Consider the following 22,186-nt stretch of genomic DNA (forward strand, 5'->3'; position numbering starts at 1 on the left):
CGCCTGCATACATTCTGCGCTTATTTTCCCTTTATGTGTAGAGGTGGCAGGCCCCGTCTCCCGGCTGACCTCAGTCACGGCCACGGGCCCTTTTGAAGCGGGCGAGCCCCTCGGGCAGGTCCACGATCGGGTCCGGATAGTCGAGCGCGGCGCGGTCCGGGCCCCGAAGCTTCCACGGCTCGTGCACCACGGGCCCCGGCAGCGCGGCCAGTTCGGGCACCCAGCGGCGGACGTAGGTGCCGTCGGGGTCGTACCGCTTGGCCTGGGTGACGGGATTGAGGACGCGGTTGGGCCGGGTGTCGGTGCCGGTACCCGCCATCCACTGCCAGTTGAGCTGGTTGTTGGCGAGGTCGCCGTCGACCAGCAGATCCAGGAAGTGCCGGGCACCGACGCGCCAGTCCACGTACAGCGTCTTGGTCAGGAAGCTCCCCGTCAGCAGACGCCCACGGTTGTGCATCCACCCCTCGTGGCGCAGCTGGCGCATTGCCGCGTCGACGATCGGGTAGCCGGTGCGGCCCTCCTTCCACGCCTCGATGTCCTCGGCTGCGGCCCGCTCGGAGCGCCAACGGTCGTGCCGGGTGCGGTAGTCGGCGCCGGCCGCGGCCGGGCGGGCCGAGAGCACCTGCCGGTTGAAGTCGCGCCAGGCGAGCTGCCGTACGAAGGCCTCGGCACCCGGACCGCCCGTCCGGCGCGCCCGGTGGACGAGTTCGACGGGGGAGAGGGTGCCGAAGTGAAGGTGCGGGGAGAGCCGGGAGGTCGCGTCGCCGGCCAGGTCGTCGTGGCGGTCCTCGTACGCGCTCACGCCCGCCCGCAGCCAGGTGGTGAGCCGCTCGCGGCCCACCGTCTCACCGCCGGCGGCGAGTCCTTCCGAGAGTCCCGACAGGTCGTCACGGGACGGCAGGAGCCCGGACCCGACGCCGGACGGAACCCGCACGGTCCGCGGGGCCGCGAGCGGGTCCCGCAGCCGCTCCTGGGACCAGCGCCGGAGGTAGGGAGTGAAGACGGCGAAATGGTCCGAGCCGGCCGGGACCACCGCGCCGGGAGCGACGGCCGTGGTCACCGTGTCGTGGACGTGCAGCCGTACGCCCTCCCCCTCCAGGGCCCGGCGCAGCCGCTCCTCGCGCCGGTGGGCGTGGGCGCTGACGTCGGACGCCATGTGCACCTCGTCGGCGTCCGCCTCGGCGGCGACCTTGCACACCTCGTCGACGAGGCTGCCGTGGCGCACGACCAGCCGGCCGCCCCGCTCGCGCAGACCGGCGTCGAGGTCGCGCAGACAGTCGGCCAGGAACGCCAGCCGGTTGGGGGCGGCGAATCCGGCGGCGTCCACGGCCCGGTCCCGCACGAACAGCGGGACGACCTGCTCGGTGCCGTCCACGGCGGCTCTGAGCGGCGGGTGGTCGTGCAGCCGCAGGTCGCAGGTGAACAGGACGACCGAGATGCTCATGGTGCGTACTCCGGGATGCAGGCAGGAGCCGGGAGGTCAGTGGGCAGGGGTGTGCCGCGGATCGCGGGCCGCCGAACCCGCCGCGGCCCGGGCGATGTTGCGGGCCATGCCGCCGAAGACGATCGCGTGGAAGGGGGAGACGCTCCACCAGTAGGCCTGGCCGAGCAGACCGTGCGGATGGAACAGGGCGCGTTGCCGGTAGCGGGTGCGGCCGTCCTCGTCCGTGACCGCGCCCATCTCCAGCCAGGCCAGGCCCGGCAGCCGCATCTCGGCCCGCAACCGCAGCAGCCTGCCGGGCTCGATCGCCTCGACCCGCCAGAAGTCCAGCGAGTCGCCGACCCGCAGCCGGGCCGCGTCCCGGCGCCCCCGGCGCAGCCCGACCCCGCCCACCAGCCGGTCCAGCCGGCCCCGCACCGCCCACGCGAGCGGGAAGGAGTACCAGCCGTTCTCGCCGCCGATGCCCTCGATGACCCGCCACAGCGCCTCCGGCGAGGCATCGACCCGGAGCTCCCGGTGGTCGCTGTAGAGACTTCCGCCCGCCCAGTCCGGGTCGGTGGGCAGCGGATCGCTGGGGGCGCCCGGCACCGAGGCCGACGACCACCGTGTCGTGACCCGCGCTTCCCGCACCCGCTGCAGAGCCAGTCGTACGGCCTCGTCGAAGCCGATCGGGCGACCGGGCGGGCCGGAGAGATGGCGGGCGATGTCGTCCTCGTGGCAGACCACCTCGTGCCGCAGCGACTCGGTGAGCGGCCGGGCGATCGAGGCGGGCACCGGTGTCACCAGGCCCACCCAGTGGCTGGAGAGCCCGGGGGTGAGCACCGGCACCGGAAGGATGATCCGGCGCGGCAGTCCGGCGACCGCCGCGTACCTGAGCATCATCTGCCGGTACGTCAGCACCTCCGGTCCGCCGACGTCGAAGGCCCGATTGACGTCCGACGGCATGCGGGCGCTGCCGACGAGGGCCCGGAGAACGTCGCGGACCGCCACGGGCTGGATGCGGGTGTGCACCCAGCTCGGGGTGATCATCACGGGAAGGCGTTCGGTGAGGTACCGCAGCATCTCGAAGGACGCGGAACCCGACCCGATGACGACGGCCGCCCGCAGGACCGTGGTCGGGACCCCGGAATCGAGCAGGATGCGGGCCACCTCGGCACGGGAGCGCAGGTGCGGGGAGAGCTCGTGCTCGGGTACGCCCGCCGGGGTGAGCCCGCTGAGGTGCACGATCCGCCGTACGCCCGCGATCCGGGCCTGCTCGGCGAAGATCAGCGCCGCCCTGCGGTCGGTCTCCTCGAAGCCCTTGCCGGAGCTCATCGCGTGCACCAGGTAGTACGCCACATCCACCCCGTCCAGTGCGCGGGCGACGGACGCGGCGTCGGTCACGTCACCGGCCACCACCTCGGCACGGTTCGCCCAGGGATGGTCGCGCAGCCGGTCGGGGGAGCGGGCCAGACAGCGCACCCGGTGTCCCGCCGAGAGGAGTTCGGGGACGAGCCGGCCGCCGATGTACCCCGTGGCGCCGGTCACCAGGCAGCGCAGTCCCTCTCGCGTGTCGTCGTGCTCCATCGGCCCTCGGTCCTTCGTCCAGGTCCCCCCTGCTGATCACTTCCGTGCCGTGGCTCGCTTCGGATGCGGTGCCTCGTGAACTCGTCGGCGGGGCGAACCGCGGGCCCGGTTCCTGCTGACGGCCGACGCCCGTGGACGAAAACGCGGGCTCGGGAACATGATCGCGCGCATCGCGGGAAGCCGCACTCGTACGAGACAGGACGGTTCGAGTCGTACATCGATGCTGGAGGTGTTCGCCGCTATGGGCGCGAAGGTGTTGGAGCGGTTTCCTGCGGGAGCTCCTCGCGGATCGTGGCCGGCGGAGGAGTACGCGGCGGAGCGAAGGGCCAAGGGCGAGCCCGCGACCGTCGTGATGGATCTGAAGTCGGACGCGTTCCTCGTGGTCGTCCCGGGGCGGGACGAGGACTGAACGAGCACGCTCCTCCTTGGAGCGGCTCAGCCGGGCGGGGTGAGCGTCCCGCCCAGGTGCCGGGCCCGGCGGACGAACACCTCGTGCAGGTCGCGGGCCGCCCGCGGCACGGACTCGGCCCTGCGGCGCTGAAGCATCAGCAGCACCCGGGTCGTGTCGCCCTCGATCGGCCGGTGGGTGATCGTGCCCTGCCGCTCCAGCGGATCCCCGACCACGCTGAAGTCGGGCAGCACGGTCACCCCCAGCCCCTCGGCCACCATCAGCTTGCCCATCTCGGCGCCGTCGGTGGAGTACGCGAAGGACGAGCCGCGGTGTCCCAGCAGCCGGTGGACGAAACGGTGCATGACATAGCCGGTGCGCATCGCGATCAACGGCTGGGTGAGCAGGTCGTCCACCGACACACAGGGCCGCGCGGCCAGCGGACTGTCCGGGCGCAGGCACACCACCGGCCGCCCCCGCAGCAGCTGCGTGGACTCGAATCCCGCGGGCGTGTCGTCGCCGTCGAGGTGATTGACCAGACCGAGGTCGAACCCGCCCTCGGACAGGGCCCGGTGGATGTCCGTCTGCTGTGCGCCGACCACCTCGACCTGGGTGACCGGATGCGCGGCCCGGAAGTCCTCGACGGCCGGAATGAGCAGCGGCACGGTCGCCGCGTTCACCGTGCCGACCCGGACCATACGGCTGATGCGGTGCTGCTCGCCCGCCGCCTCCCGCAGCCGGTCCACCGCCTCCAGCACGCCGACGATGTGCGGCAGCAGCTCCCGGCCCTCCGCGCTCATCGTCGCCCCGGACCGCTTGCGCTCCAGCAGGTCGACCCCGAGCTCCCGCTCCAGGTTCCGCACCGTCTCGCTCAACGCGGGCTGCGACAGGCGCAGTTCGTCCGCCGCCCGGCGCAGTGAGCCGAGCCGGGTCACCGCGGCGATGTATTCCAGCTGTTCCGTCCGCATGCCCGCAGAATGCGGGCGATTTCCCGCCCGGTTCAAGGGTTTCCCTGTCACACGTTCGTGAAATTCAATGGTCCGCGATACGAGACCGGTCGGGTTTACCTTGACGCCTCTCGCCACCGGCTGTCACGATCGACGACATGAAGATGCGACTGGACCTCACGCGGCGACGCCATGTCGACCTCGCGCGCGTCTCCAGTGCCTCCTGTTGCGCCGCGGCCTGATCAACCTCCTGTGATCCGCCGCGCTTTCCCTCTTTCCGAGGCTTTCCCCGCCTGAATTCCTTGTGCCCGCGCACCTCTTGAATTCGGCGTGCCCGAAAACATTCCGCAACAGGAGTCACGCATGCCTGCCGCGCCCGTGAAATTCGCCTACTGGGTCCCCAACGTCAGCGGGGGACTGGTCACCAGCAAGATCGAGCAGCGCACCGACTGGGGCTACGACTACAACCGGGAACTCGCCGTCCTCGCCGAGAACAACGGCTTCGACTACGCCCTCAGCCAGGTCCGCTACATGGCCAGCTACGGCGCCGAGTTCCAGCACGAGTCGACCAGCTTCAGCCTCGCCCTGCTGCTCGCCACCCAGCGCCTGAAGGTCATCGCCGCCGTCCACCCCGGCCTGTGGCACCCCGGCGTCCTCGCCAAGCTCGGCGCCACCGCCGACCACCTCTCCAAGGGCCGCTTCGCCGTGAACGTCGTGTCGGGCTGGTTCAAGGGCGAGTTCACCGCCCTCGGCGAGCCCTGGCTGGAGCACGACGAGCGCTACCGCCGGTCCGAGGAGTTCATCACCGCCCTGCGGAAGATCTGGACCGAGGACCACGCCGAACTCGGCGGTGACTTCTACCGGTTGCGGGACTTCTCCCTCAAGCCCAAGCCCCTCAACACCGAGGACCGGCCGCACCCGGAGATCTTCCAGGGCGGCAACTCCAGTGCGGCCCGCGCCATGGCCGGCCGGGTCTCCGACTGGTACTTCTCCAACGGCAAGGACTTCGACGGAGTCGTCGAGCAGATCACCGACGTCCGCAAGTCCGCCGCCGAAGTCGGGCGCAGGGCACCGAAGTTCGGCCTCAACGGCTTCCTCATCGCCCGGGACACCGAGGCCGAGGCCCGCGAGACCCTCCGGGAGATCGTCGCCAAGGCCGACACGGAGGCCGTCGAGGGATTCGGCGCGGCCGTGAAGCAGGCCGGACAGTCCACCGGCGACAAGAAGGGCATGTGGCAGGACTCCACCTTCGAGGACCTCGTCCAGTACAACGACGGCTTCCGCACCGGCCTCATCGGCACGCCGGAGCAGATCGCCGAGCGGATCGTCGCCTACAAGAAGCTCGGGGTGGACCTCCTCCTTCTCGGCTTCCTGCACTACCACGAGGAGGTCGAGTACTTCGGCAAGCGAGTGCTGCCGCTCGTGCGTGAGCTGGAGGCCCAGCTCCCGGACTCCGACGCCTGATCCCCCACCCGCGAAAGAGGTCACCCGCATGAGCACCGTCACGCCCACCGACTGGCAGACCCGCCCCGCCCCCGAGACCGCCCAGGACTGGATCGCCCGCGCCGCCGAGGTCGCCGCCGTCCTCGCGACCGACGCCGCCGAACGCGACCACGTGGGCGCCACCCCGTACGCCGAGGTCCAGCTCCTGAAGGACGCCGGCCTGGTCACCCTGCTCGGTCCCACCGAGCACGGCGGTGGAGGCCAGGACTGGCCCACCGCCTACCGGGTCGTCCGCGAGGTCGCCAAGGCCGACGGCTCCATCGGCCAGCTCCTCGGCTATCACTACCTGTGGTTCTGGGCCGCCCGCCTGGTCGGCACCCGGGAGCAGTGGGAGCACGTCGAGGCCGAGGCGTCCCGCAACCGCTGGTTCTTCGGTGGCGCGGTCAACCCGCGCGACAAGGACGTCGTGGTGACCGAGGACGGCGACGACCTCGTCTACACCGGCCGCAAGTCCTTCTCCACCGGCAGCAAGGTCTCCGACGTCACCGTCCTTGAAGGCGTCCTGGAGGGCACCGACCAGCACATCTTCGCGATCGTGCCCTCCGACTCGGAAGGCCTGACCTTCCACGACGACTGGGACAACATCGGTCAGCGCCTCACCGAGAGCGGCCGCGTCACCCTCGACGGCGTGCGCACCCCGTGGTCGAACGCGGCCGGATATGTCGACAAGGTGTTCCAGCCGCGCGTCTACAACACCCTCAACGTCCCCACCATCCAGCTGGTCTTCGTCAACTTCTACCTGGGCATCGCGGGCGGCGCGCTGGAGACGGCCGCCACCTACACCCGCGAGAAGTCCCGCTCCTGGCTGCACGGCGGCTACGAGCGCGCGGTCGACGAGCCGTACGTCATCGACATCTACGGCGACCTCACCGCCAAGCTCTGGGCGGCCGAGGCCCTCGCCGACGCCGTCGCCGCCGAGGGACAGAAGCTCCACGACGACCCCGACGCGGTCACCGAGCAGACGCGAGGCGACTTCGAGGTCCGGGTGGCCGCGGTCAAGGCCCGTGCCACCGACGTGGCCCTGGAGATCTCGAACCGGATCTTCGAGGTGACGGGCGCCCGCTCCACGGCCACCTCGGAGGGCCTGGACCGCTTCTGGCGCAACGTCCGCACCCACACCCTCCACGACCCGGTCGCGTACAAGCGGCGCGAGGTCGGCCGCTGGGTCCTGGAAGGCGAGCTGCCCGAGCCCACCTGGTACTCCTGACCCCTTCTCCAGGGGCGCCCCCTCCTGAACCGGGGGCGCCCCTCCTCCCCGAAAGAGGACCGCATGGCCACCGTCCTGTCCGTCTCCGGCAGTCCCTCCGCCTCCTCCCGTACCAACCGGCTGCTGCGCCATCTCGACCGGCGCCTGTCCGCGCAGGGCCACGAGGTGATCCCGCTCGACGTCCGCACCGTTCCCGCCGAGGCCCTGCTCGGCGCCGACTTCAAGCACCCGGCGATCGTCGAGGTGACCGAGCTCTTCGAGCGCGCCGACGGGATCGTCGTAGGGACTCCCGTCTACAAGGCGTCGTACTCCGGTGTCCTCAAGGCCCTGCTCGACCTGCTCCCGCAGTACGCCCTCCTCGGCAAGACCGTGCTGCCGCTGGCGACCGGCGGCTCCACCGCCCACGTCCTGGCCATCGACTACGCGCTCCGTCCGGTCCTCAGCTCCATGGGCGCGGCCCACATCGTGCAGGGCTGGTTCACCCTCGACAAGGACATCACCGTGCAGGAGGACGGCTCGCTGACGGTGGCGCCGGCCGCGACCGAGGCGCTCACCCAGGTCGTCGACCAGTTCTCGACCGCTCTGGGGCGGCGGCCGGTGCTGGCGGCGGCGGGCTGATTCCCATGACAGCCCATGTGATCGCCGACGACGCGGAGGCCCTCGCGGTCGCCGCGTCGCTCGCCGGGGAGTTCCGCGCGGGCGCCTCCGCCAGGGACGCCGAACGCAGGCTGCCACGCGAGGAGTTGGACCGGCTCTCGGCCTCCGGGCTGCTCGCCGTCACCGTCCCCGCCGAGCACGGCGGAGCGGACGTCGGCGCGCCGACCCTCGCCGAGACCTTCCGGCTGCTCGCCTCCGCCGACGCGAGCCTCTCCCAGATCCCGCAGAGCCACTTCGTCTACGTCAATGTGATCCGCCGTCATGGAACCGACGAGCAAAGGAAGTTCTTCTTCGCCGAGCTGCTCGCCGGCCGCCGCTTCGGCAACGCGCAGTCGGAGGCCGGAACCAAGCACGTCCAGGACATCCGCACCCGGCTGCACCCGGGACCGGCCGGCTCGTACGTCCTGGACGGAGTGAAGCACTACTCCACCGGCGCCCTGTTCGCCGACTGGATCCCCGTGCTGGCCCGCGCCGAGGACGACAAACTGCACGTCGCCTACGTCCCCAGCAACACCCCCGGCCTCACGGTGATCGACGACTGGGACGGACTCGGCCAGCGTACGACGGCCAGCGGCACCGTCCGCCTCGAAGGCGTCGAGGTCCCGGCGGACCGGGTCCTGCCCCACCACCTCACCTTCGAGGGCCCTCAACTCCATGGAGCTTTCGCCCAGTTGTTGCACGCCGCCATCGACGCCGGGATCGCCGGGGGAGCGCTCGCGGAGGCGGCGGAGTTCGTCCGGACGAAGAGCCGTCCGTGGTTCGAGAGCGGTGTCGAGACCGCCGCCGAGGACCCCCTCCTGATCCAGCGCTTCGGCGAACTGGCCATCCAGGTGAGGGCGTCCGAGGCCCTGCTGCGGGACGCCGCCCGTGCCGTGGACGCCGCCCGGGCCGACCTCACCGACGACTCGGCGGCCGAGGCGTCCATCGCCGTGGCCGCGGCCAAGGTATCGGCGGCGCAGGCCGCGGTGGAGGTCGCGAGCGCCCTGTTCGAGGTGGCCGGCACCCGCTCGGCACTCAACTCCCTGAACCTCCACCGCCATTGGCGCGACGCCCGCACCCACACCCTGCACGACCCGACCCGCTGGAAGATCCAGCACATCGGAAGGTACGTGCTCAACGGCACCCGGCCACCCCGCCACGGCCTCCTCTAGCGAACTGCGGACCTTCCAGATCGGAGCCCCCATGTCCCTCACCTTCCACTGGTTCCTGCCCACCAACGGCGACAGCCGCCATGTCGTGGGCGGCGGTCACGGCACGCCCGCCACGGTCTCCGGACGGGACCGGCCGCCGACGGTCGCCTACCTGAGCCAGATCGCCCGCGCGGCCGAGGACCTGGGCTTCGTGGGGGCGCTGACGCCCACCGGCGCCTGGTGCGAGGACGCGTGGCTGACCACCGCCATGGTCAGCCAGAACACCGAGCGCCTGAAGTTCCTGGTCGCCTTCCGGCCCGGCTTCGTCTCACCCACCCTCGCCGCGCAGATGGCGTCCACCTTCCAGCGGCAGACCGGCGGGCGGCTCCTGCTCAACGTGGTCACCGGCGGGGAGAGCCACGAGCAGCGGGCCTACGGGGACTTCCTCGACAAGGACGCCCGCTACCGCCGTACCGGCGAATTCCTGGACGTCGTACGGGGGTTGTGGGAGGGCAAGACCGTCGACCTGCACGGCGAGCACCTCCACGTGGAGGACGCGAAACTGGCGCGCGTGCCCGACCCGGTGCCCGAGGTGTACTTCGGCGGGTCCTCGCCCATCGCCGGCGAGGTCGCCGCCAAGTACGTGGACGTATACCTCACCTGGGGCGAGCCGCCCGCGCAGGTCGCCGAGAAGATCGCCTGGGTCCGGGGGCTCGCGGCCAAGGAGGGCCGCACCCTGCGCTTCGGGATCCGCCTGCACGTCATCACCCGTGACACCTCCGAGCAGGCCTGGGCCGAGGCGAACCGCCTCCTGGAGGGCTTCGACCCCGAGACCGTCAGGTCGGTGCAGGCCGGGCTCGCCCGCAGCGAGTCCGAGGGGCAGCAGCGGATGCTCGCCCTGCACGGCGGCGGCGGTCGCGACGGTCTGGAGATCCACCCCAACCTGTGGGCCGGTATCGGCCTGGTGCGCGGCGGCGCGGGGACCGCGCTGGTCGGCAGCCACGACGAGGTCGCGGAACGGATCAAGGAGTACCACGCCCTCGGCATCGACGAGTTCGTGCTCTCCGGGTACCCGCATCTGGAGGAGGCCTACTGGTTCGGTGAGGGAGTCCTGCCACGCCTGGCCGCACAGGGGCTGTGGCAGCACCCGTTCGGCACCCCGGCCGCGCCCTCGGCGCAGGTGCCGTTCGCGAGCTAGGCCGTCACCCCGTACGCTCACGGGCTCGACCTGCGAAACCGTCGAGAGGAACAGCCCGTGAGCGACTGGCCGTTGACCAGGACCTTCCGCAGCAGCTCCGGTGAGGTCCGCTGGGACAGCCTCGGAGACCCGGGCCGGGAGCCGGTCGTCCTCCTCCACGGCACGCCCTTCTCCTCCTATGTCTGGCGTGCCGTCGCCCGCGCCCTCGCCCGTCGCCACCTCGTGTTCGTGTGGGACATGCCCGGCTACGGGGCCTCGGAGATGTTCGTCGGCCAGGATGTCTCGCTGGCGGCCCAGGGCAGGGTCTTCACCGAGCTGCTGGCGCACTGGGATCTCGACCGACCCCGGGTCGTGGCCCACGACTTCGGCGGTGCCGTGTCCCTGCGGGCCCATCTGCTGCACGGCGCCCGCTACGGTTCGCTCGCCCTGGTCGACCCGGTCGCGCTGGCCCCTTGGGGGTCGCCGTTCTTCCGGCTCGTCGGCAAGCACTCCGACGTCTTCGATCAACTGCCGCCCGCCCTGCACCGGGCCCTCGTCCGCGAGTACGTCGGCTCCGCCAGCAGCCCCGGCCTGCACCCCGCCGTCCTCGACCGGCTGGTCGAACCCTGGCTCGGCGACCCGGGCCAGGCGGCCTTCTACCGCCAGATCGCCCAGGCCGACCAGCGCTACACCGACGAAGTGCAGGACCGGTACGGCGAGATCGCGGTCCCGACCCTGGTGTGCTGGGGCGAGGACGACACCTGGATCCCCGTCGACAAGGGGCACGAACTCGTCGCCCGCATCCCGGGCGCACGCCTCGAAACCGTCCCCGGCGCCGGTCACCTCGTCCAGGAGGACGCCCCCGCACACCTCACGGCCGCCCTCGTCGACTTCCTGGCCTAGGGCCCTTCTGATGGACCTCCGCGGCGTCACGACGCCCGGCACGCACGCTCGCCGCACGGCGCAAAGGGACAGGTGGTTCCGCCACATGACCCTTCGCACCGCACGCCGATCGCACGCACCGGACGCCGCTCCTTCCTCCACGGAGATCCATCAGAAGGGCCCTAGAGCTGCGCCAGAGCGTCCAGATGTGCGCGGCGCACGTCGGTGGTCTGTCCCTGCACGAGCAGGAACATCCCTTCGCGGAACAGCCGTTGGGCCGTACCGTCGAGCCCCATGGCCCGGCCGCCCCCGGCCACGACGGCCGCGGTCGTGGCGGCGCGCATCAGGTCGTACGACCGTGTCTTGAGCGCCAGCCGTTCGGCGACGCGCTCATATGGGACGGGGTGGTCGGCCAGGGCGTACACCTGCCCGCGCACTTCGTCGAGGCGGCCACGAAGGGCGCCCGCGGTCTCGGACTCCCCGGCGTCCTCCAGCACGCGGAGCGCCGCGTACGCCACTCCGAAGACGGCGGGGGAGGCGTTGGTGTTGCGGGGCCGGTCCACCAGCGCGAACTTCTCCTGCGGAGTGTGCAGCACCACCGCGTCATCGGGCAGCCACAGGCCGTCCAGCTCCAGGGAGACCGTCCGGGCCGCGGTGAGCGCCGCCAGCCGCATCGGCTCCGACGCCCGCAGTCCCGGCTGCTCGCGGGCCTCGGTGAACGCGAACACCACCTCGTCCGCCTCGGTCACCCCGGCCAGCAGCATCACGTCGTTCAGACCCCAGCCGGTGAACCACGGCACCGTCCCGTCGAAGCGCCAGCCGTCCCGCTCGGCCGTCACCCGCACCGGCACCCGCGGAAAGGCGCGGACGTGCGCGAACGCGATCCCGGCCAGCGACTCGCCGGTCGCCAGCGGCCCGAGCAGCCGCTCCCGCACCGGCAGGGCGGACTGCGCGAGTATCCGCACCGGCGAGTGGTGCTGGGTCTGCACGAACCATGTGGAGCAGCACGCCCCGGCGAGGATCTCCTGGATCTCCCGCGCCACCGCGTCCGGGGCGCCCGCACCGCCGTACTCCTTCGGTGCGCTCACCCCGAGCAGGCCCGACCGCCTGATCGCTTCGAGGTGGCTCGCGGGCACGCCCGCCTGGTCGACCCGTGCCGCGTGCGGGGCGAGGAGGCCGGTCGCGAGGGCGTGGGCGGTGGCGAGGAGCGGGTGCGGTGCGGTGGTCATGAACAGGATTCTGCCGATCCCGTCGCGCGCGGTGTCGATCCGGGGGTGTGCCGTTCGTGTAGGAGGTGAGACACACTCACAGGAGGAGAGCGACATGCAGTACTACCTGCTCAACGTCATGCAGCCCGGCTGGGACGAGCTGCCCGCACCCGAGGTCCTGGCCGAGATCGGCAAGCGGCTCGACGCCTTCCACCAGGAGCTGCGCGAGGCCGGGGCCTGGGTCTTCGCCGGGGGACTGCACAGCCCCGACTCCTCGACCGTGCTGCGGCCCCGTGACGGCGACGTGCTGATCACGGACGGGCCGTACGCCGAGGGCAAGGAACAGCTCGGCGGTCTCTGCATCGTGAAGGCGCCCGACCTGGACGCGGCCCTGGAGTGGGGGCGCAAGGCGGCTCTGGCCACCACGCTGCCCATCGAGGTGCGCCCCTTCCAGCACGAGTCCGAGGACTGATGACCCTGGACATCGAGGGCGTCTTCCGCGAGGAGTACGGCCGCGCGGTCGCGGTCCTGGTCCGCTTCCTCGGCGACATCGACCTCGCCGAGGAAGCGGTTCAGGACGCCTTCACCACGGCGGTGCGGCGCTGGCCCCGGACCGGTGTGCCGCCCAGCCCGGCCGGCTGGATCATCACCACCGCCCGTCACCGCGCGATCGACCGGCTGCGCCGCGAGTCCACGAGAGAGGCCCGCCACGCCGAGGCCGTCCTGCTGCACGCCCCCGACGCACCGCCCGAGGAGGGCCCCGTGCGCGACGAACGGCTCCGGCTCATCTTCACCTGCTGCCACCCCGCCCTCGCGCCCCAGGCGCAGGTCGCCCTCACCCTGCGCCTGCTCGGCGGCCTCACCACCGCCCGGATCGCCCGAGCCTTCCTCGTCCCCGAGCCGACCATGGCCCAGCGCCTCGTCCGCGCCAAGGCCAAGATCCGCGACGCCCGCATCCCCTACCGCGTCCCCCGCGACGCCGACCTCCCCGACCGGCTCAAGGGAGTGCTCGCCGTCGTCTACCTGATCTTCAACGAGGGGTACGGCGGTACGGCCGACCTGTGCACGGAGGCCGTACGCCTGGGCCGTCTGCTGGCCGAGCTGATGCCGGACGAACCCGAGGTCACCGGTCTCCTCGCCCTGATGCTGCTCGTCGAGTCCCGCCGGGCCGCCCGCATCGATGCCAGCGGTGAACTCGTGCCGCTCTCGGAGCAGGACCCCGGCCGCTGGGACCGCGCGCTCATCGCGGAGGGTCAGTCACTCGTACGGCGGTGTCTGCGCCGCAACCAACCGGGGCCGTACCAGATCCAGGCCGCCATCCAGGCCGTGCACAGCGACGCGCCGACCGACTGGGGGCAGGTCCACCGGCTGTACGACCAGCTGATGGCCGTGGCTCCCGGTCCTGTCGTGGCCCTGAACCGGGCGGTCGCCGTGGCCGAGACCGACGGACCCGCGCAGGCCCTCGCCCTGGTGGACGCGCTGGACCTGGACGGTTACCACGTCCTCCACGCCGTCCGGGCCGACCTGCTGCGCCGGCTCGGACGCCACGCGGAGGCCGCGGACGCGTACGCGAAGGCCGCGGAACTCACCGAGAATCCGGCGGAGCGTACCTATCTAGAACACCGCCGCCGCTCGCTGTCAGCTCGTCACGGAAAGTCCTGACGGCGGCCCGGAATTTACCCGGCCACAAAAAGGTTGCAATATACATCTGACCGTCGAGACCGAGGCCGCAAGGCCCGCCCACCCCAGCGAGGCACCCGTGAACCACCCCGCCCCCGAGCAGCCCGCCGACGTCGTGGCCCGGCTGCGCGCCACCTTCCGCAGCGGCCGCACCAAGCCCGTCGAATGGCGCACGACCCAGCTGCGCCGCCTGCGCGAGATGCTCACGGAGAACGGCACGGAGCTGGCCGCCGCTCTCCACGCCGACCTGGGCAAGAGCTCCACCGAGGCCTTCCGCACCGAGATCGACTTCACGATCCGCGAGATCGACCACACGCTTGACCACCTCACCGACTGGCTGCGGCCCGAGTCCGCCCCGGTCCCGGCGCACCTGGGCGCCGACGCGAGCGCCCGGACGCAGTACGACCCGCTCGGCGTCGTCCTCGTCATCGCCCCCTGGAACTACCCGGCCCAGCTGCTGCTCGCCCCGGTGGTCGGTGCCCTCGCCGCGGGCAACGCGGTGGTCGCCAAGCCGAGCGAGCTGGCCCCGGCCACCTCCGCCGCCCTGGCCCGGCTGTTGCCCGCCCACCTGGACACGGACGCGGTGGCCGTCCTCGAGGGCGGCATCCCGGAGACCACGGCCCTGCTGGCCGAGCGCTTCGACCACATCTTCTACACCGGCAACGGCGCGGTCGGCCGTATCGTCCTGCGGGCTGCCGCCGAGCACCTGACGCCGGTCACCCTCGAACTGGGCGGCAAGTCCCCGGCGTTCGTCGACCGCGACGCCGACCTCACCGTCGTCGCCGACCGCCTCGCTCGCGGCAAGTTCCTCAACGCCGGGCAGACCTGCGTCGCCCCCGACTACGTCCTGACCGACCCGGAGACGGCGGCCGCCCTGGAGCCGCTGCTGGCCGGCGCCGTGGAAACGCTGTACGGCAGCGAGCCCGCCGATTCCGGCGAGTACGGACGCATCATCAACGAACGGCACTTCGACCGCCTCACCGGCCTGCTCGACTCGGGCCGCACGGTGGTCGGCGGTGCGAGCGACCGTACGAGCAAGTACATCGCGCCCACCGTCCTCGCCGACGTGGACCCCAAGTCCCCGGTGATGCAGGAGGAGATCTTCGGCCCGATCCTGCCGATCGTCACCGTCCGCGGCCTCGACGAGGCCATCGACTTCATCAACGACCGGGACAAGCCGCTCGCGCTGTACGTCTTCACCGACTCCGACACGACCCGGCGCCGCATCGCCGACGAGACCTCCTCCGGCGGCCTCGGCTACGGCCTGCCCCTCGCCCATCTCACCGTCTCCGACCTGCCGTTCGGCGGGGTCGGGGAGAGCGGCATGGGCAACTACCACGGCCGCTACTCCATCGAGACCTTCAGCCACCGCAAGGCGATCCTCGAGAAGCCCCTCGGCTAGGGCGCGTGTCACGGGTTCCGGGCGGGTGCCTTGTCCGGGGCCCGAGGGCCCCGGCCGCGTGCCCGCCCGGGTGGTGTGTCAGATCATGGCGAGCCGGTCCACCAGCAGCTCCACCCTCGGTTCGGCGTCCTCGGGCAGCAGGCGGCCCGTGCGGGTCAGGGTCGCAAGACCGTGCAGGGCCGCCCAGAACACCTCGGTGAACTGCCCCGGGTGGACGCCGTCGCCGGTGACCTCGCCGAGAGTCTCCAGCAGGGCGGCGAAGGCGTCCTTCAGAGGCTCGGGGGTGTCCTCCTGCGCGTACGCCAGGCCGCCGTCGAGCTGGAACAGGGCGTCGTAGACCGCCGGGTTGCGCGCGGCGAAGTCGAGGTAGGCGCGGGACAGGGCGGCGACCCGGGCGCGGGGGTGGCCCGCGGCGGAGGTCGCGGCCCGCACCGCCGTGGCCAGTTCGGCGGCCCCCTGAAGAGCGACGGCGCCGATGATCTCGCGCTTGCCTCGGAAGTGGCTGTAGAGGACGGGCTGACTGTATTCGATGCGCTCGGCGAGCCGGCGGGTGGTGACTGCGTCCCAGCCCTGCTGCTCGGCGAGTTCGCGGGCTGTCGCCACGATGAGGCGCTCGCGCTCCGCCCGTTCGCGCTGCTTGCGTTCCTGTACCGACATGAAGCGATCCTAGCACCGCTAGACAATCGAGCGACAGTAGTACTAGCGTTGCCTCATCAGCTAGCAACGCTAGTTCAACGGAGGGATCGTCATGCTCAACGCACTCGGGGTCGTCACCACCGTCGTCGTCGGCCTGATGGTGGGGGTGGAGTTCTGCGTCGCCTTCATCATGAGCCGCATCCTGGACGCGCTTCCCGGGGACAGCGGCCAGCTCGGCCACGCCCACGGCGGCCGGATGCTCGGCACCCTGATGCCGTTCTGGTACATCGGCTCGCTCGTCCTCAGCGCTATCTGGGCCGTCGCCGGATGGGACCACCACGGCGCCCGACTTGTCGCCACCGCCGCCGGACTGCTGATCGTCAGCGTGGTGATGTCGATACTGCTGCTCGTCCCGATCAACAACCGGAACAGGACCTGGACCCCCGAGAACCGGCCCGCCGACTGGAAGGAGCAACTGCACCGCTGGGAGCGCTACCACTACGTCCGCGTCGCCGTCATCATCGCCGCCTTCGCCCTGCTCGCGTCCGCCCTCGTCTGACGAACTCTCACAAGGGGAAGAACAGTGTTGCTGAAGAAGATCAACACCGTGCTGGTCGCCGCCTTCATCCTCTTCATCCTCTGGTTCGGGACGGAGTTCATCCTGAGCCCGGAGACGACGGCGCCGGGCTTCGGCCTGCCGAGTTGGCCGTCCGATGACGGCGGCGGCTTCCTGATCATCAAGGGAATCCGCGACGTCGTCCTGGCCCTGGTCCTGGGCATCCTGCTGGTGACGGGCCAGCGCCGGGCGCTGGGCTGGGTTCTGCTGGTGGAGGCCCTCGCCGCGTACGGCGACATGAGTACGGTGCTGGCCCACCACGGCTCCGTGGCCACCGCACTCGGCGTCCACGGCCTGACCGCGACCCTGATGGTGGTCAACGGCCTGCTGATATTGCGCGAGACCCGCAAGGTCGCGGCCGCTCCGGTCACACCCGCCCCGCAGCCCGCCTGAGGCGCGGATCGGCAGACCGTCGTGCGGACGCGCGCAACTGACGAGTACGGGCGCGCGATGACCTTCCGAGCGCGTCGTAGAGTTTCAGGTGTCGGCCGCCGAGACCCCTGGACCACCAGGCGGGACGGCGAGTCCGAGGAGCGGTTCGACGTGCTGCCCGCCTGGCTGATGGAGGATCTCCCCGGTGGCCGGGTACGCGTCCCGACGGCCTGACCGCACATCCGCACCCCCGCAGAGAGTTGACGTCATGACCGACAAGCTCACCGTGAGTGTCCTGGGCACCGGCATCATGGGCGCCGCGATGGCCCGCAACCTCGCCCGCGCCGGACACACCGTCCGCGCCTGGAACCGCAGCGCCGGCAAGGCGCAGCCGCTGGCCGCGGACGGCGTCGAGATCGCCGACAGCCCCGCCGAGGCCGTGCGGGGCGCCGACGTCGTCCTGACCATGCTGTACGACGGTGCCGCGGCCCTGGACGTGATGCGTCAGGCTGCCGAGGGGCTTCGCCCCGGCATCGCGTGGGTGCAGTCGACCACCGCCGGCGTCGAGGGGATCGCCGACCTGGCCGCCTTCGCCCGCGAGCACCGACTGGTCTTCTTCGACGCGCCCGTTCTGGGCACCCGCCAGCCAGCCGAGGCCGGTCAGCTGCTGGTCCTCGCGGCCGGCCCGGTCGATGGCCGCGATGCTGTGACCCCCGTCTTCGACGCGGTCGGCGCGCGCACGGTGTGGACCGGCGAGGACGGCGCCGAGGGCAGCGCGACCCGGCTGAAGCTGGTCGCCAACAGCTGGGTGCTCGCGGTGACCAACGCGGCCGGAGAGGTCCTCGCCCTCGCGAAGGCACTCGGCGTGGACCCGCAGGGCTTCTTCGACGCCATCGACGGCGGTCCCCTGGACATGGGCTACCTGCGGGCCAAGTCGGGCCTGGTCCTCAACGACCAGTTGTCACCGGCCCAGTTCGCCGTCTCCACCGCCGCCAAGGACGCCCGCCTGATCGTCGAGGCCGGTGAGCGGGGAGGAGTCCGCCTGGACGTGGCCGCCGCGAGCGCCGAACGCTTCGAACGCGCCGCAGCCCAAGGCCACGGCGACGAGGACATGGCCGCCGCCTACTATGCAAGTTTCGACGAGAACGCCTGAACCCGAGGCTCCCGAGGAGGAACCCTTCGTGCCCAAGCCTCCGCTGCCGCCCGCTGCCGTCGAACTGCTGCGCCGCCCCAACCCCTGTGTGATGGCGACCCTGCGCTCCGACGGAACGCCGGTGTCGACCCCCACCTGGTACCTCTGGGAGGACGGCCGTGTCCTGATCAACCTGGACGAGGGCCGGATCCGGCTGAAGCACCTGCGCCGCGACCCGCGCGTCACGCTCACCGTCCTGGACGGCGACAACTGGTACACGCACGTCACGCTCATCGGCCGGGTGATCGAGACGTACGAGGACGAGGGCCTCGTCGACATCGACCGCCTCTCCACCCACTACGGCGGCCGTGCCTACCCGAACCGGATCCGGACCCGGTTCAGCGCCTGGATCGAGGTCGAGCGCTGGCACGGCTGGGGCGAGATGAAGGACAGTGACCAGGCCTCCGGGTGAGGCGGACCGACCAACGGCGGCCGGGGCTTCTCAGCAGCCTCAGACGGCGCTGCTCAGCGGGTGGCTGAAGCCCTGGCCGGAGATGAGGCGGGCGCCCTCGGCGAGCTCCGTGGCGAAGCGCTCGACGGCCTCGTAGGGAAAGCGGTGGCTGGGGCCGCTCAGGGAGAGGGAGGCGACGACCTTGCCGGTGCGGCCGGTCACGGGCACGGCCACCGCGGTGAGCCCCTCGTCCCACTCGCTGCTGCTGACGGCGTAGCCGCGCTCGGCCGCCTCCGTGACCCAGGCCCGCAGCCGCTCGACATGTGCCTCGCCCTGCGGTGAGGCGGCGGCGACCCGGCGCAGGAACACCTCGGAAGCGTCCCGCAGCAGGATCTTCGAGGAGGCGCCGGCCCACAGTGGCTGTTCGTCGCCCACGTCGACGACATGGCGCAGCGGGTGCGGGCTCTCCTCGTGGGCGACGCAGATGCGGTGGACGCCTCGGGCGACGAAGAGATTGACGGTCTCGCCGAGCCGGTCCGCGAGATCGCGCATGATCTTCCGGGTCTCCTGCGGCACCTCCCACTGGCTGCGCGCGAGATAGGCCCAGCGCCACAGCGCCGGCCCCGCGGTGTAGCCGGACGGGTGCGAGCCCAGCAGGCCGGTCTCCTCCAGGGTCTGCACCAGACGCAGCGCGGTCGTCTTGGCGAGCCCCGTCGACTCGGTGATCTCCCGCAGGGTGATCACCGGCCGGTCCTCGGTGAGCAGGGTGAGGATGTCGAAGGCCCGCCGCACACTGCGCACCCCGCCGGCCTGCTGGTCGGAGTCGCCCCCCGCCCGCGCCTGTCCCTCACTCACCCGCTGCCTCCCCGTCCGTTCCCTGCGGCCCTCGGCCGATGTTGTCCCGACCGTAGTCCGCTGTGCGGACCAAGGAAACCTGGGCCCTTGCTCGAGGAGCCTACGCCCCCTACGCTGACCGCACAGCGGATCACTAGGACCATCTAGTGGTCGTCTTGGAGTCCCAGTGACGGCCTCGGGAGCGAGTATGCGTAAGTCCATCGCCACCGTCTGCCTCAGCGGCACCCTCACCGAGAAGCTGACGGCCGCCTCACGGGCCGGCTTCGACGGCGTCGAGATCTTCGAGAACGACCTCCTGGCGAGCCCGCTCGCCCCCGAGGAGATCGCCGCCCGAACCGCCGACCTCGGCCTGGGCATCGACCTCTACCAGCCGATGCGGGACATCGAGGCGGTCCCGGAAGAGATCTTCACCCGCAACCTGAGGCGCGCCCGGCACAAATTCGAGCTGATGCACAGGCTCGGCGCCGACACCGTCCTCGTCTGCTCCAGCATCGCCCCGCAGGCCGTGGACGACGACGCTCTCGCCGCCGAGCAGCTCAGCCGACTCGCCGACCTGGCACAGGAGTTCGGCATCCGGGTGGCCTACGAGGCACTCGCGTGGGGGCGGCACGTCAGCACATACGGCCACGCCTGGCGGATCGTCGAAGCCGCAGACCATCCTGCGCTCGGCACCTGCCTGGACAGCTTTCACATCCTCTCCCGGGCTTCCGGACCCGAGGACCTCAAAGGCATCGCGGACATCCCCGGCGACAAGATCTTCTTCCTCCAGCTCGCCGACGCCCCGCTGATGGCCATGGACGTCCTCCAGTGGAGCCGCCACTACCGCTGCTTCCCCGGCCAGGGCGGCTTCGACGTGGCCGGACTCCTCCGCCACGTCCTGAACGCCGGATACGACGGACCTCTGTCACTGGAGGTCTTCAACGACGTCTTCCGCCAGGCGGACGCGGGCCGCACCGCGCTGGACGGGCTGCGCTCCCTGCTCGCCCTCGAGGAGAACGCCGGCGTCTCCCCGCTCCCGGCGCCGGTGATCCCCTCCGGTGTCGCCTTCGCGGAACTCGCCACCAGCGACCCCGAACCCGTCGGTGAACTCCTCACCGCCCTCGGCTTCACCCGCACCGCCCGCCATCACGGCAAGCCGGTCGACCTCTGGGCGCAGGGCGAGGCCCGCGTCCTGGTCAACACGGGTGCCGCGGGCCGCCGTACCGACACCACTCTGGCCGCCGTAGGCCTGGAGACGGCGGATCCCGCAGCCTCCGCCCGCCGCGCGGAAGCCCTGCTCGCGCCCGCCCTGCCCAAGCGCCGTGCCGCACAGGACGTTCCGTTGGAGTCGATCGCGGCCCCAGATGGCACCGAAGTACTCTTCTGTGCGACCAGCCGCCCCGAACTTCCCAGCTGGACCGACGACTTCACGTACACGGCCGAGAACGGACCCGGGGACGCCATGGTCATCGACCACCTCGCGCTGACCCAGCCGTGGCACCACTTCGACGAATCGGTGCTCTTCCACCGCACGGTGCTGGGTCTCAGCCCGCACGAGACCGTCGAACTCGCTGACCCCTACGGCCTGTTCCGCAGCCGAGCCCTGTCCGCCTCGTCCGACGGGCCCCGGCTGGTCCTCAACCTCGCCCCCGCTCCGGAGGAGGGCGGCGAAATCCGGGCCCGGCACGTGGCGTTCGCCGTCGGCGACATCGTGGCCGCGGTGCGCCGCTTCCGGGCGGCCGGGGCAGGGCTGCTGCGCGTCCCGGCGAACTACTACGACGACCTCGAGGCGCGATTCGAGTTCGCGGAGGGGGAGTTGGAGACTTACCGCGAGCTGGGCATCCTCTACGACAGTGACGAGCGGGGCGGCGAGTTCCGGCACTGTTACACCGAGACGGTCGGCCACGTCTTCTTCGAGTTCGTGCAGCGGAGCGGCGGTTATTCGGGGTTCGGTGCGGCGAACGCGCCCATCCGGCTGGCCGCACAGCGAAGGTGAGAGTTCGCAAACTGCCGACGGTGGTGGGCCGCAGGTGTGTCATCATCCGCCGATGACCTCCGAAACGATCACCGCGGACGCGGCAGGCACCTGGACACTCGGCGATCTCACCGTCAACCGCATCGGCTTCGGCGCGATGCGGCTGACGGGCAGCGCGGCTTTCCACTTCGGCACCCCGAGCGACCGGCAGCGGTCGATCGCCGTACTGCGCAGGGCTGTCGAGCTCGGCGTGAACCACATCGACACGGCCGCCTTCTACTTCTCCTCGCTGCGCTCCGCCAACGAGATCATCAACAGCGCACTGTCCCCGTACTCCGACGACCTCGTCATCGCCGCAAAGGTCGGGCCCTTCCGGGACTACACGGGCGAGTGGGGCACCTCGGCCCGACCGGAAGACCTGCGCGGTCACGTCGAGGAGAACCTCCGCCAGCTCGGCCGCGACCACCTCGATCTGGTGTATCTCCGCCGGATGCGCCAGGACTCGGTCGCCGAGCACTTCGGGGCCCTCGCCGAACTGCGCGACAAGGGTCTGATCCGGCACCTCGGCATCTCCGACGTCGAGCCCCGGCACCTCGCCGAGGCGCAGGCCATCGCGCCGGTGGTGTCCGTGCAGAACCGTTTCGGGCTCGACTCCCGCAACCGGGTCACCGACGACATGGTGCGGATCTGCGGGGAACAGGGCATCGCCTTCGTGCCGTTCTTCGCGATCGCCGGGGACGCCGGAGCCGAGGGTGCCACCACCGCCCACGACGAGGCGGTGCTCGCCGTCGCACGGGCGCACGACGCGACCCCCGCCCAGGTCCGGCTCGCCTGGACCCTCGCCCAGGGCCCGCACGTTCTGGCGATCCCCGGCACCGGCAACCCCGACCACCTCGCCGAGAACATCGCGGCAGGCACGCTGAGGCTCACCGACGACGAGCTGGACATCCTGAACTCACTGCATCAGAAAGCGGGTTGAGAG

24 protein-coding genes are annotated in these 22,186 nt (G+C 71.4%); 18 read left to right on the forward strand and 6 right to left on the reverse strand.

Annotation, left to right across the window (positions count from 1 at the left end):
- Positions 1 to 70 precede the first annotated feature (70 nt).
- Positions 71 to 1,444 (reverse strand): cryptochrome/photolyase family protein, encoded by a 1,374-nt coding sequence (locus RNB18_RS17680; RefSeq protein ID WP_311715027.1) that lies wholly within the window; start codon positions 1,442 to 1,444, stop codon positions 71 to 73.
- A 36-nt stretch (positions 1,445 to 1,480) separates the two neighbouring features.
- The gene (locus tag RNB18_RS17685; RefSeq protein ID WP_311715028.1) at positions 1,481 to 3,007 is read right to left on the reverse strand and encodes an SDR family oxidoreductase; all 1,527 of its coding nucleotides are present in this window, start codon (positions 3,005 to 3,007) and stop codon (positions 1,481 to 1,483) included.
- Between the two features lie 220 nt (positions 3,008 to 3,227).
- Between RNB18_RS17685 and RNB18_RS17690 the strand changes: the two genes are divergently transcribed.
- Positions 3,228 to 3,416 carry a hypothetical protein gene (locus tag RNB18_RS17690; RefSeq protein WP_059208846.1) on the forward strand — a complete coding sequence of 63 codons (189 nt, stop codon included), beginning with the start codon at positions 3,228 to 3,230 and terminating at the stop codon, positions 3,414 to 3,416.
- Between the two features lie 26 nt (positions 3,417 to 3,442).
- Here RNB18_RS17690 and RNB18_RS17695 read toward each other — a convergent pair whose 3' ends face one another.
- On the reverse strand, positions 3,443 to 4,363 hold the full coding sequence (locus tag RNB18_RS17695; protein ID WP_311715029.1) for a LysR family transcriptional regulator: 921 nt from the start codon (positions 4,361 to 4,363) through the stop codon (positions 3,443 to 3,445).
- Positions 4,364 to 4,506: 143 nt separating this feature from the next.
- Between RNB18_RS17695 and RNB18_RS53700 the strand changes: the two genes are divergently transcribed.
- The 7 genes from RNB18_RS53700 to RNB18_RS17725 all read left to right on the forward strand — a co-directional run bounded on the left by RNB18_RS53700 (position 4,507) and on the right by RNB18_RS17725 (position 10,919).
- On the forward strand, positions 4,507 to 4,584 hold the full coding sequence (locus tag RNB18_RS53700) for a putative leader peptide (RefSeq protein ID WP_350786652.1): 78 nt from the start codon (positions 4,507 to 4,509) through the stop codon (positions 4,582 to 4,584).
- Positions 4,585 to 4,705: 121 nt separating this feature from the next.
- Positions 4,706 to 5,806, forward strand: coding sequence for a dimethylsulfone monooxygenase SfnG (gene sfnG / locus RNB18_RS17700; protein ID WP_311715030.1), 1,101 nt, complete (start codon positions 4,706 to 4,708; stop codon positions 5,804 to 5,806).
- A 28-nt stretch (positions 5,807 to 5,834) separates the two neighbouring features.
- The gene (locus tag RNB18_RS17705; protein WP_311715031.1) at positions 5,835 to 7,052 is read left to right on the forward strand and encodes an acyl-CoA dehydrogenase family protein; all 1,218 of its coding nucleotides are present in this window, start codon (positions 5,835 to 5,837) and stop codon (positions 7,050 to 7,052) included.
- Positions 7,053 to 7,115: 63 nt separating this feature from the next.
- Positions 7,116 to 7,670 carry an NADPH-dependent FMN reductase gene (ssuE, locus tag RNB18_RS17710; RefSeq protein WP_311715032.1) on the forward strand — a complete coding sequence of 185 codons (555 nt, stop codon included), beginning with the start codon at positions 7,116 to 7,118 and terminating at the stop codon, positions 7,668 to 7,670.
- Positions 7,671 to 7,675: 5 nt separating this feature from the next.
- On the forward strand, positions 7,676 to 8,860 hold the full coding sequence (locus RNB18_RS17715) for an SfnB family sulfur acquisition oxidoreductase (protein WP_311715033.1): 1,185 nt from the start codon (positions 7,676 to 7,678) through the stop codon (positions 8,858 to 8,860).
- Positions 8,861 to 8,891: 31 nt separating this feature from the next.
- Complete coding sequence (locus RNB18_RS17720; RefSeq protein WP_311715034.1) at positions 8,892 to 10,037, forward strand: LLM class flavin-dependent oxidoreductase; 1,146 nt, start codon at positions 8,892 to 8,894, stop codon at positions 10,035 to 10,037.
- A 57-nt stretch (positions 10,038 to 10,094) separates the two neighbouring features.
- The gene (locus RNB18_RS17725; protein WP_311715035.1) at positions 10,095 to 10,919 is read left to right on the forward strand and encodes an alpha/beta fold hydrolase; all 825 of its coding nucleotides are present in this window, start codon (positions 10,095 to 10,097) and stop codon (positions 10,917 to 10,919) included.
- Between the two features lie 161 nt (positions 10,920 to 11,080).
- Here the strand turns inward: RNB18_RS17725 and RNB18_RS17730 are convergent, their stop codons facing one another.
- On the reverse strand, positions 11,081 to 12,127 hold the full coding sequence (locus tag RNB18_RS17730; RefSeq protein WP_311715036.1) for an acyl-CoA dehydrogenase family protein: 1,047 nt from the start codon (positions 12,125 to 12,127) through the stop codon (positions 11,081 to 11,083).
- Positions 12,128 to 12,221: 94 nt separating this feature from the next.
- On the opposite strand from RNB18_RS17730, the gene RNB18_RS17735 reads away from it, so the two are divergent.
- The 3 genes from RNB18_RS17735 to RNB18_RS17745 all read left to right on the forward strand — a co-directional run bounded on the left by RNB18_RS17735 (position 12,222) and on the right by RNB18_RS17745 (position 15,188).
- Positions 12,222 to 12,578 carry a YciI family protein gene (locus RNB18_RS17735; protein WP_069758532.1) on the forward strand — a complete coding sequence of 119 codons (357 nt, stop codon included), beginning with the start codon at positions 12,222 to 12,224 and terminating at the stop codon, positions 12,576 to 12,578.
- Positions 12,578 to 13,768 carry an RNA polymerase sigma factor gene (locus RNB18_RS17740; protein WP_311715037.1) on the forward strand — a complete coding sequence of 397 codons (1,191 nt, stop codon included), beginning with the start codon at positions 12,578 to 12,580 and terminating at the stop codon, positions 13,766 to 13,768. Before RNB18_RS17735 ends, RNB18_RS17740 begins: the two co-directional genes overlap by 1 nt.
- A gap of 97 nt (positions 13,769 to 13,865) precedes the next feature.
- Positions 13,866 to 15,188, forward strand: coding sequence for an aldehyde dehydrogenase family protein (locus RNB18_RS17745; RefSeq protein ID WP_311715038.1), 1,323 nt, complete (start codon positions 13,866 to 13,868; stop codon positions 15,186 to 15,188).
- Between the two features lie 78 nt (positions 15,189 to 15,266).
- Here the strand turns inward: RNB18_RS17745 and RNB18_RS17750 are convergent, their stop codons facing one another.
- Positions 15,267 to 15,845, reverse strand: coding sequence for a TetR/AcrR family transcriptional regulator (locus RNB18_RS17750; protein ID WP_311715039.1), 579 nt, complete (start codon positions 15,843 to 15,845; stop codon positions 15,267 to 15,269).
- A gap of 91 nt (positions 15,846 to 15,936) precedes the next feature.
- On the opposite strand from RNB18_RS17750, the gene RNB18_RS17755 reads away from it, so the two are divergent.
- From RNB18_RS17755 to RNB18_RS17775, 5 genes are read left to right on the forward strand one after another with little or no spacing between them, the layout of a single operon-like run.
- Positions 15,937 to 16,383: a DUF1772 domain-containing protein gene (locus RNB18_RS17755; RefSeq protein ID WP_311715040.1), complete on the forward strand. Its 447-nt coding sequence runs from the start codon at positions 15,937 to 15,939 to the stop codon at positions 16,381 to 16,383.
- Between the two features lie 24 nt (positions 16,384 to 16,407).
- Positions 16,408 to 16,833 carry a DUF4267 domain-containing protein gene (locus tag RNB18_RS17760; RefSeq protein ID WP_311715041.1) on the forward strand — a complete coding sequence of 142 codons (426 nt, stop codon included), beginning with the start codon at positions 16,408 to 16,410 and terminating at the stop codon, positions 16,831 to 16,833.
- A gap of 57 nt (positions 16,834 to 16,890) precedes the next feature.
- Positions 16,891 to 17,046, forward strand: a complete 156-nt coding sequence (locus RNB18_RS17765) for a hypothetical protein (RefSeq protein WP_311715042.1) — start codon at positions 16,891 to 16,893, stop codon at positions 17,044 to 17,046.
- Between the two features lie 34 nt (positions 17,047 to 17,080).
- Positions 17,081 to 17,965 (forward strand): NAD(P)-dependent oxidoreductase, encoded by an 885-nt coding sequence (locus RNB18_RS17770; protein ID WP_311715043.1) that lies wholly within the window; start codon positions 17,081 to 17,083, stop codon positions 17,963 to 17,965.
- Between the two features lie 28 nt (positions 17,966 to 17,993).
- Entirely contained in the window at positions 17,994 to 18,416 is a 423-nt protein-coding gene (locus tag RNB18_RS17775) for a PPOX class F420-dependent oxidoreductase (RefSeq protein WP_311715044.1), read from the forward strand.
- Positions 18,417 to 18,455: 39 nt separating this feature from the next.
- Here RNB18_RS17775 and RNB18_RS17780 read toward each other — a convergent pair whose 3' ends face one another.
- Positions 18,456 to 19,250, reverse strand: coding sequence for an IclR family transcriptional regulator (locus RNB18_RS17780; RefSeq protein WP_311715045.1), 795 nt, complete (start codon positions 19,248 to 19,250; stop codon positions 18,456 to 18,458).
- A 187-nt stretch (positions 19,251 to 19,437) separates the two neighbouring features.
- Here RNB18_RS17780 and RNB18_RS17785 point away from each other — a divergent pair, with 187 nt between their 5' ends.
- Positions 19,438 to 21,225: a bifunctional sugar phosphate isomerase/epimerase/4-hydroxyphenylpyruvate dioxygenase family protein gene (locus RNB18_RS17785; RefSeq protein ID WP_311715046.1), complete on the forward strand. Its 1,788-nt coding sequence runs from the start codon at positions 19,438 to 19,440 to the stop codon at positions 21,223 to 21,225.
- A gap of 52 nt (positions 21,226 to 21,277) precedes the next feature.
- A complete protein-coding gene (locus RNB18_RS17790) occupies positions 21,278 to 22,183 on the forward strand; it encodes an aldo/keto reductase (RefSeq protein ID WP_311715047.1) in 906 nt (301 codons plus the stop codon).
- Positions 22,184 to 22,186: the final 3 nt, after the last annotated feature.

Origin of the sequence: Streptomyces doebereineriae (genome assembly GCF_031845645.1) — a bacterium.
Taxonomy (GTDB): Bacteria; Actinomycetota; Actinomycetes; order Streptomycetales; family Streptomycetaceae; genus Streptomyces; species Streptomyces canus.

Bases quoted from the DNA above. Each gene is read 5' to 3' on its own strand.
- RNB18_RS17680 (WP_311715027.1), bottom strand. From the start codon at position 1,444: ATGAGCATCTCGGTCGTCCTGTTCACCTGCGACCTGCGGCTGCACGAC.
- RNB18_RS17685 (WP_311715028.1), bottom strand. From the start codon at position 3,007: ATGGAGCACGACGACACGCGAGAGGGACTGCGCTGCCTGGTGACCGGC.
- RNB18_RS17690 (WP_059208846.1), top strand. From the start codon at position 3,228: ATGCTGGAGGTGTTCGCCGCTATGGGCGCGAAGGTGTTGGAGCGGTTT.
- RNB18_RS17695 (WP_311715029.1), bottom strand. From the start codon at position 4,363: ATGCGGACGGAACAGCTGGAATACATCGCCGCGGTGACCCGGCTCGGC.
- RNB18_RS53700 (WP_350786652.1), top strand. From the start codon at position 4,507: ATGCGACTGGACCTCACGCGGCGACGCCATGTCGACCTCGCGCGCGTC.
- sfnG (WP_311715030.1), top strand. From the start codon at position 4,706: ATGCCTGCCGCGCCCGTGAAATTCGCCTACTGGGTCCCCAACGTCAGC.
- RNB18_RS17705 (WP_311715031.1), top strand. From the start codon at position 5,835: ATGAGCACCGTCACGCCCACCGACTGGCAGACCCGCCCCGCCCCCGAG.
- ssuE (WP_311715032.1), top strand. From the start codon at position 7,116: ATGGCCACCGTCCTGTCCGTCTCCGGCAGTCCCTCCGCCTCCTCCCGT.
- RNB18_RS17715 (WP_311715033.1), top strand. From the start codon at position 7,676: ATGACAGCCCATGTGATCGCCGACGACGCGGAGGCCCTCGCGGTCGCC.
- RNB18_RS17720 (WP_311715034.1), top strand. From the start codon at position 8,892: ATGTCCCTCACCTTCCACTGGTTCCTGCCCACCAACGGCGACAGCCGC.
- RNB18_RS17730 (WP_311715036.1), bottom strand. From the start codon at position 12,127: ATGACCACCGCACCGCACCCGCTCCTCGCCACCGCCCACGCCCTCGCG.
- RNB18_RS17735 (WP_069758532.1), top strand. From the start codon at position 12,222: ATGCAGTACTACCTGCTCAACGTCATGCAGCCCGGCTGGGACGAGCTG.
- RNB18_RS17740 (WP_311715037.1), top strand. From the start codon at position 12,578: ATGACCCTGGACATCGAGGGCGTCTTCCGCGAGGAGTACGGCCGCGCG.
- RNB18_RS17750 (WP_311715039.1), bottom strand. From the start codon at position 15,845: ATGTCGGTACAGGAACGCAAGCAGCGCGAACGGGCGGAGCGCGAGCGC.
- RNB18_RS17755 (WP_311715040.1), top strand. From the start codon at position 15,937: ATGCTCAACGCACTCGGGGTCGTCACCACCGTCGTCGTCGGCCTGATG.
- RNB18_RS17765 (WP_311715042.1), top strand. From the start codon at position 16,891: ATGACCTTCCGAGCGCGTCGTAGAGTTTCAGGTGTCGGCCGCCGAGAC.
- RNB18_RS17770 (WP_311715043.1), top strand. From the start codon at position 17,081: ATGACCGACAAGCTCACCGTGAGTGTCCTGGGCACCGGCATCATGGGC.
- RNB18_RS17785 (WP_311715046.1), top strand. From the start codon at position 19,438: ATGCGTAAGTCCATCGCCACCGTCTGCCTCAGCGGCACCCTCACCGAG.
- RNB18_RS17790 (WP_311715047.1), top strand. From the start codon at position 21,278: ATGACCTCCGAAACGATCACCGCGGACGCGGCAGGCACCTGGACACTC.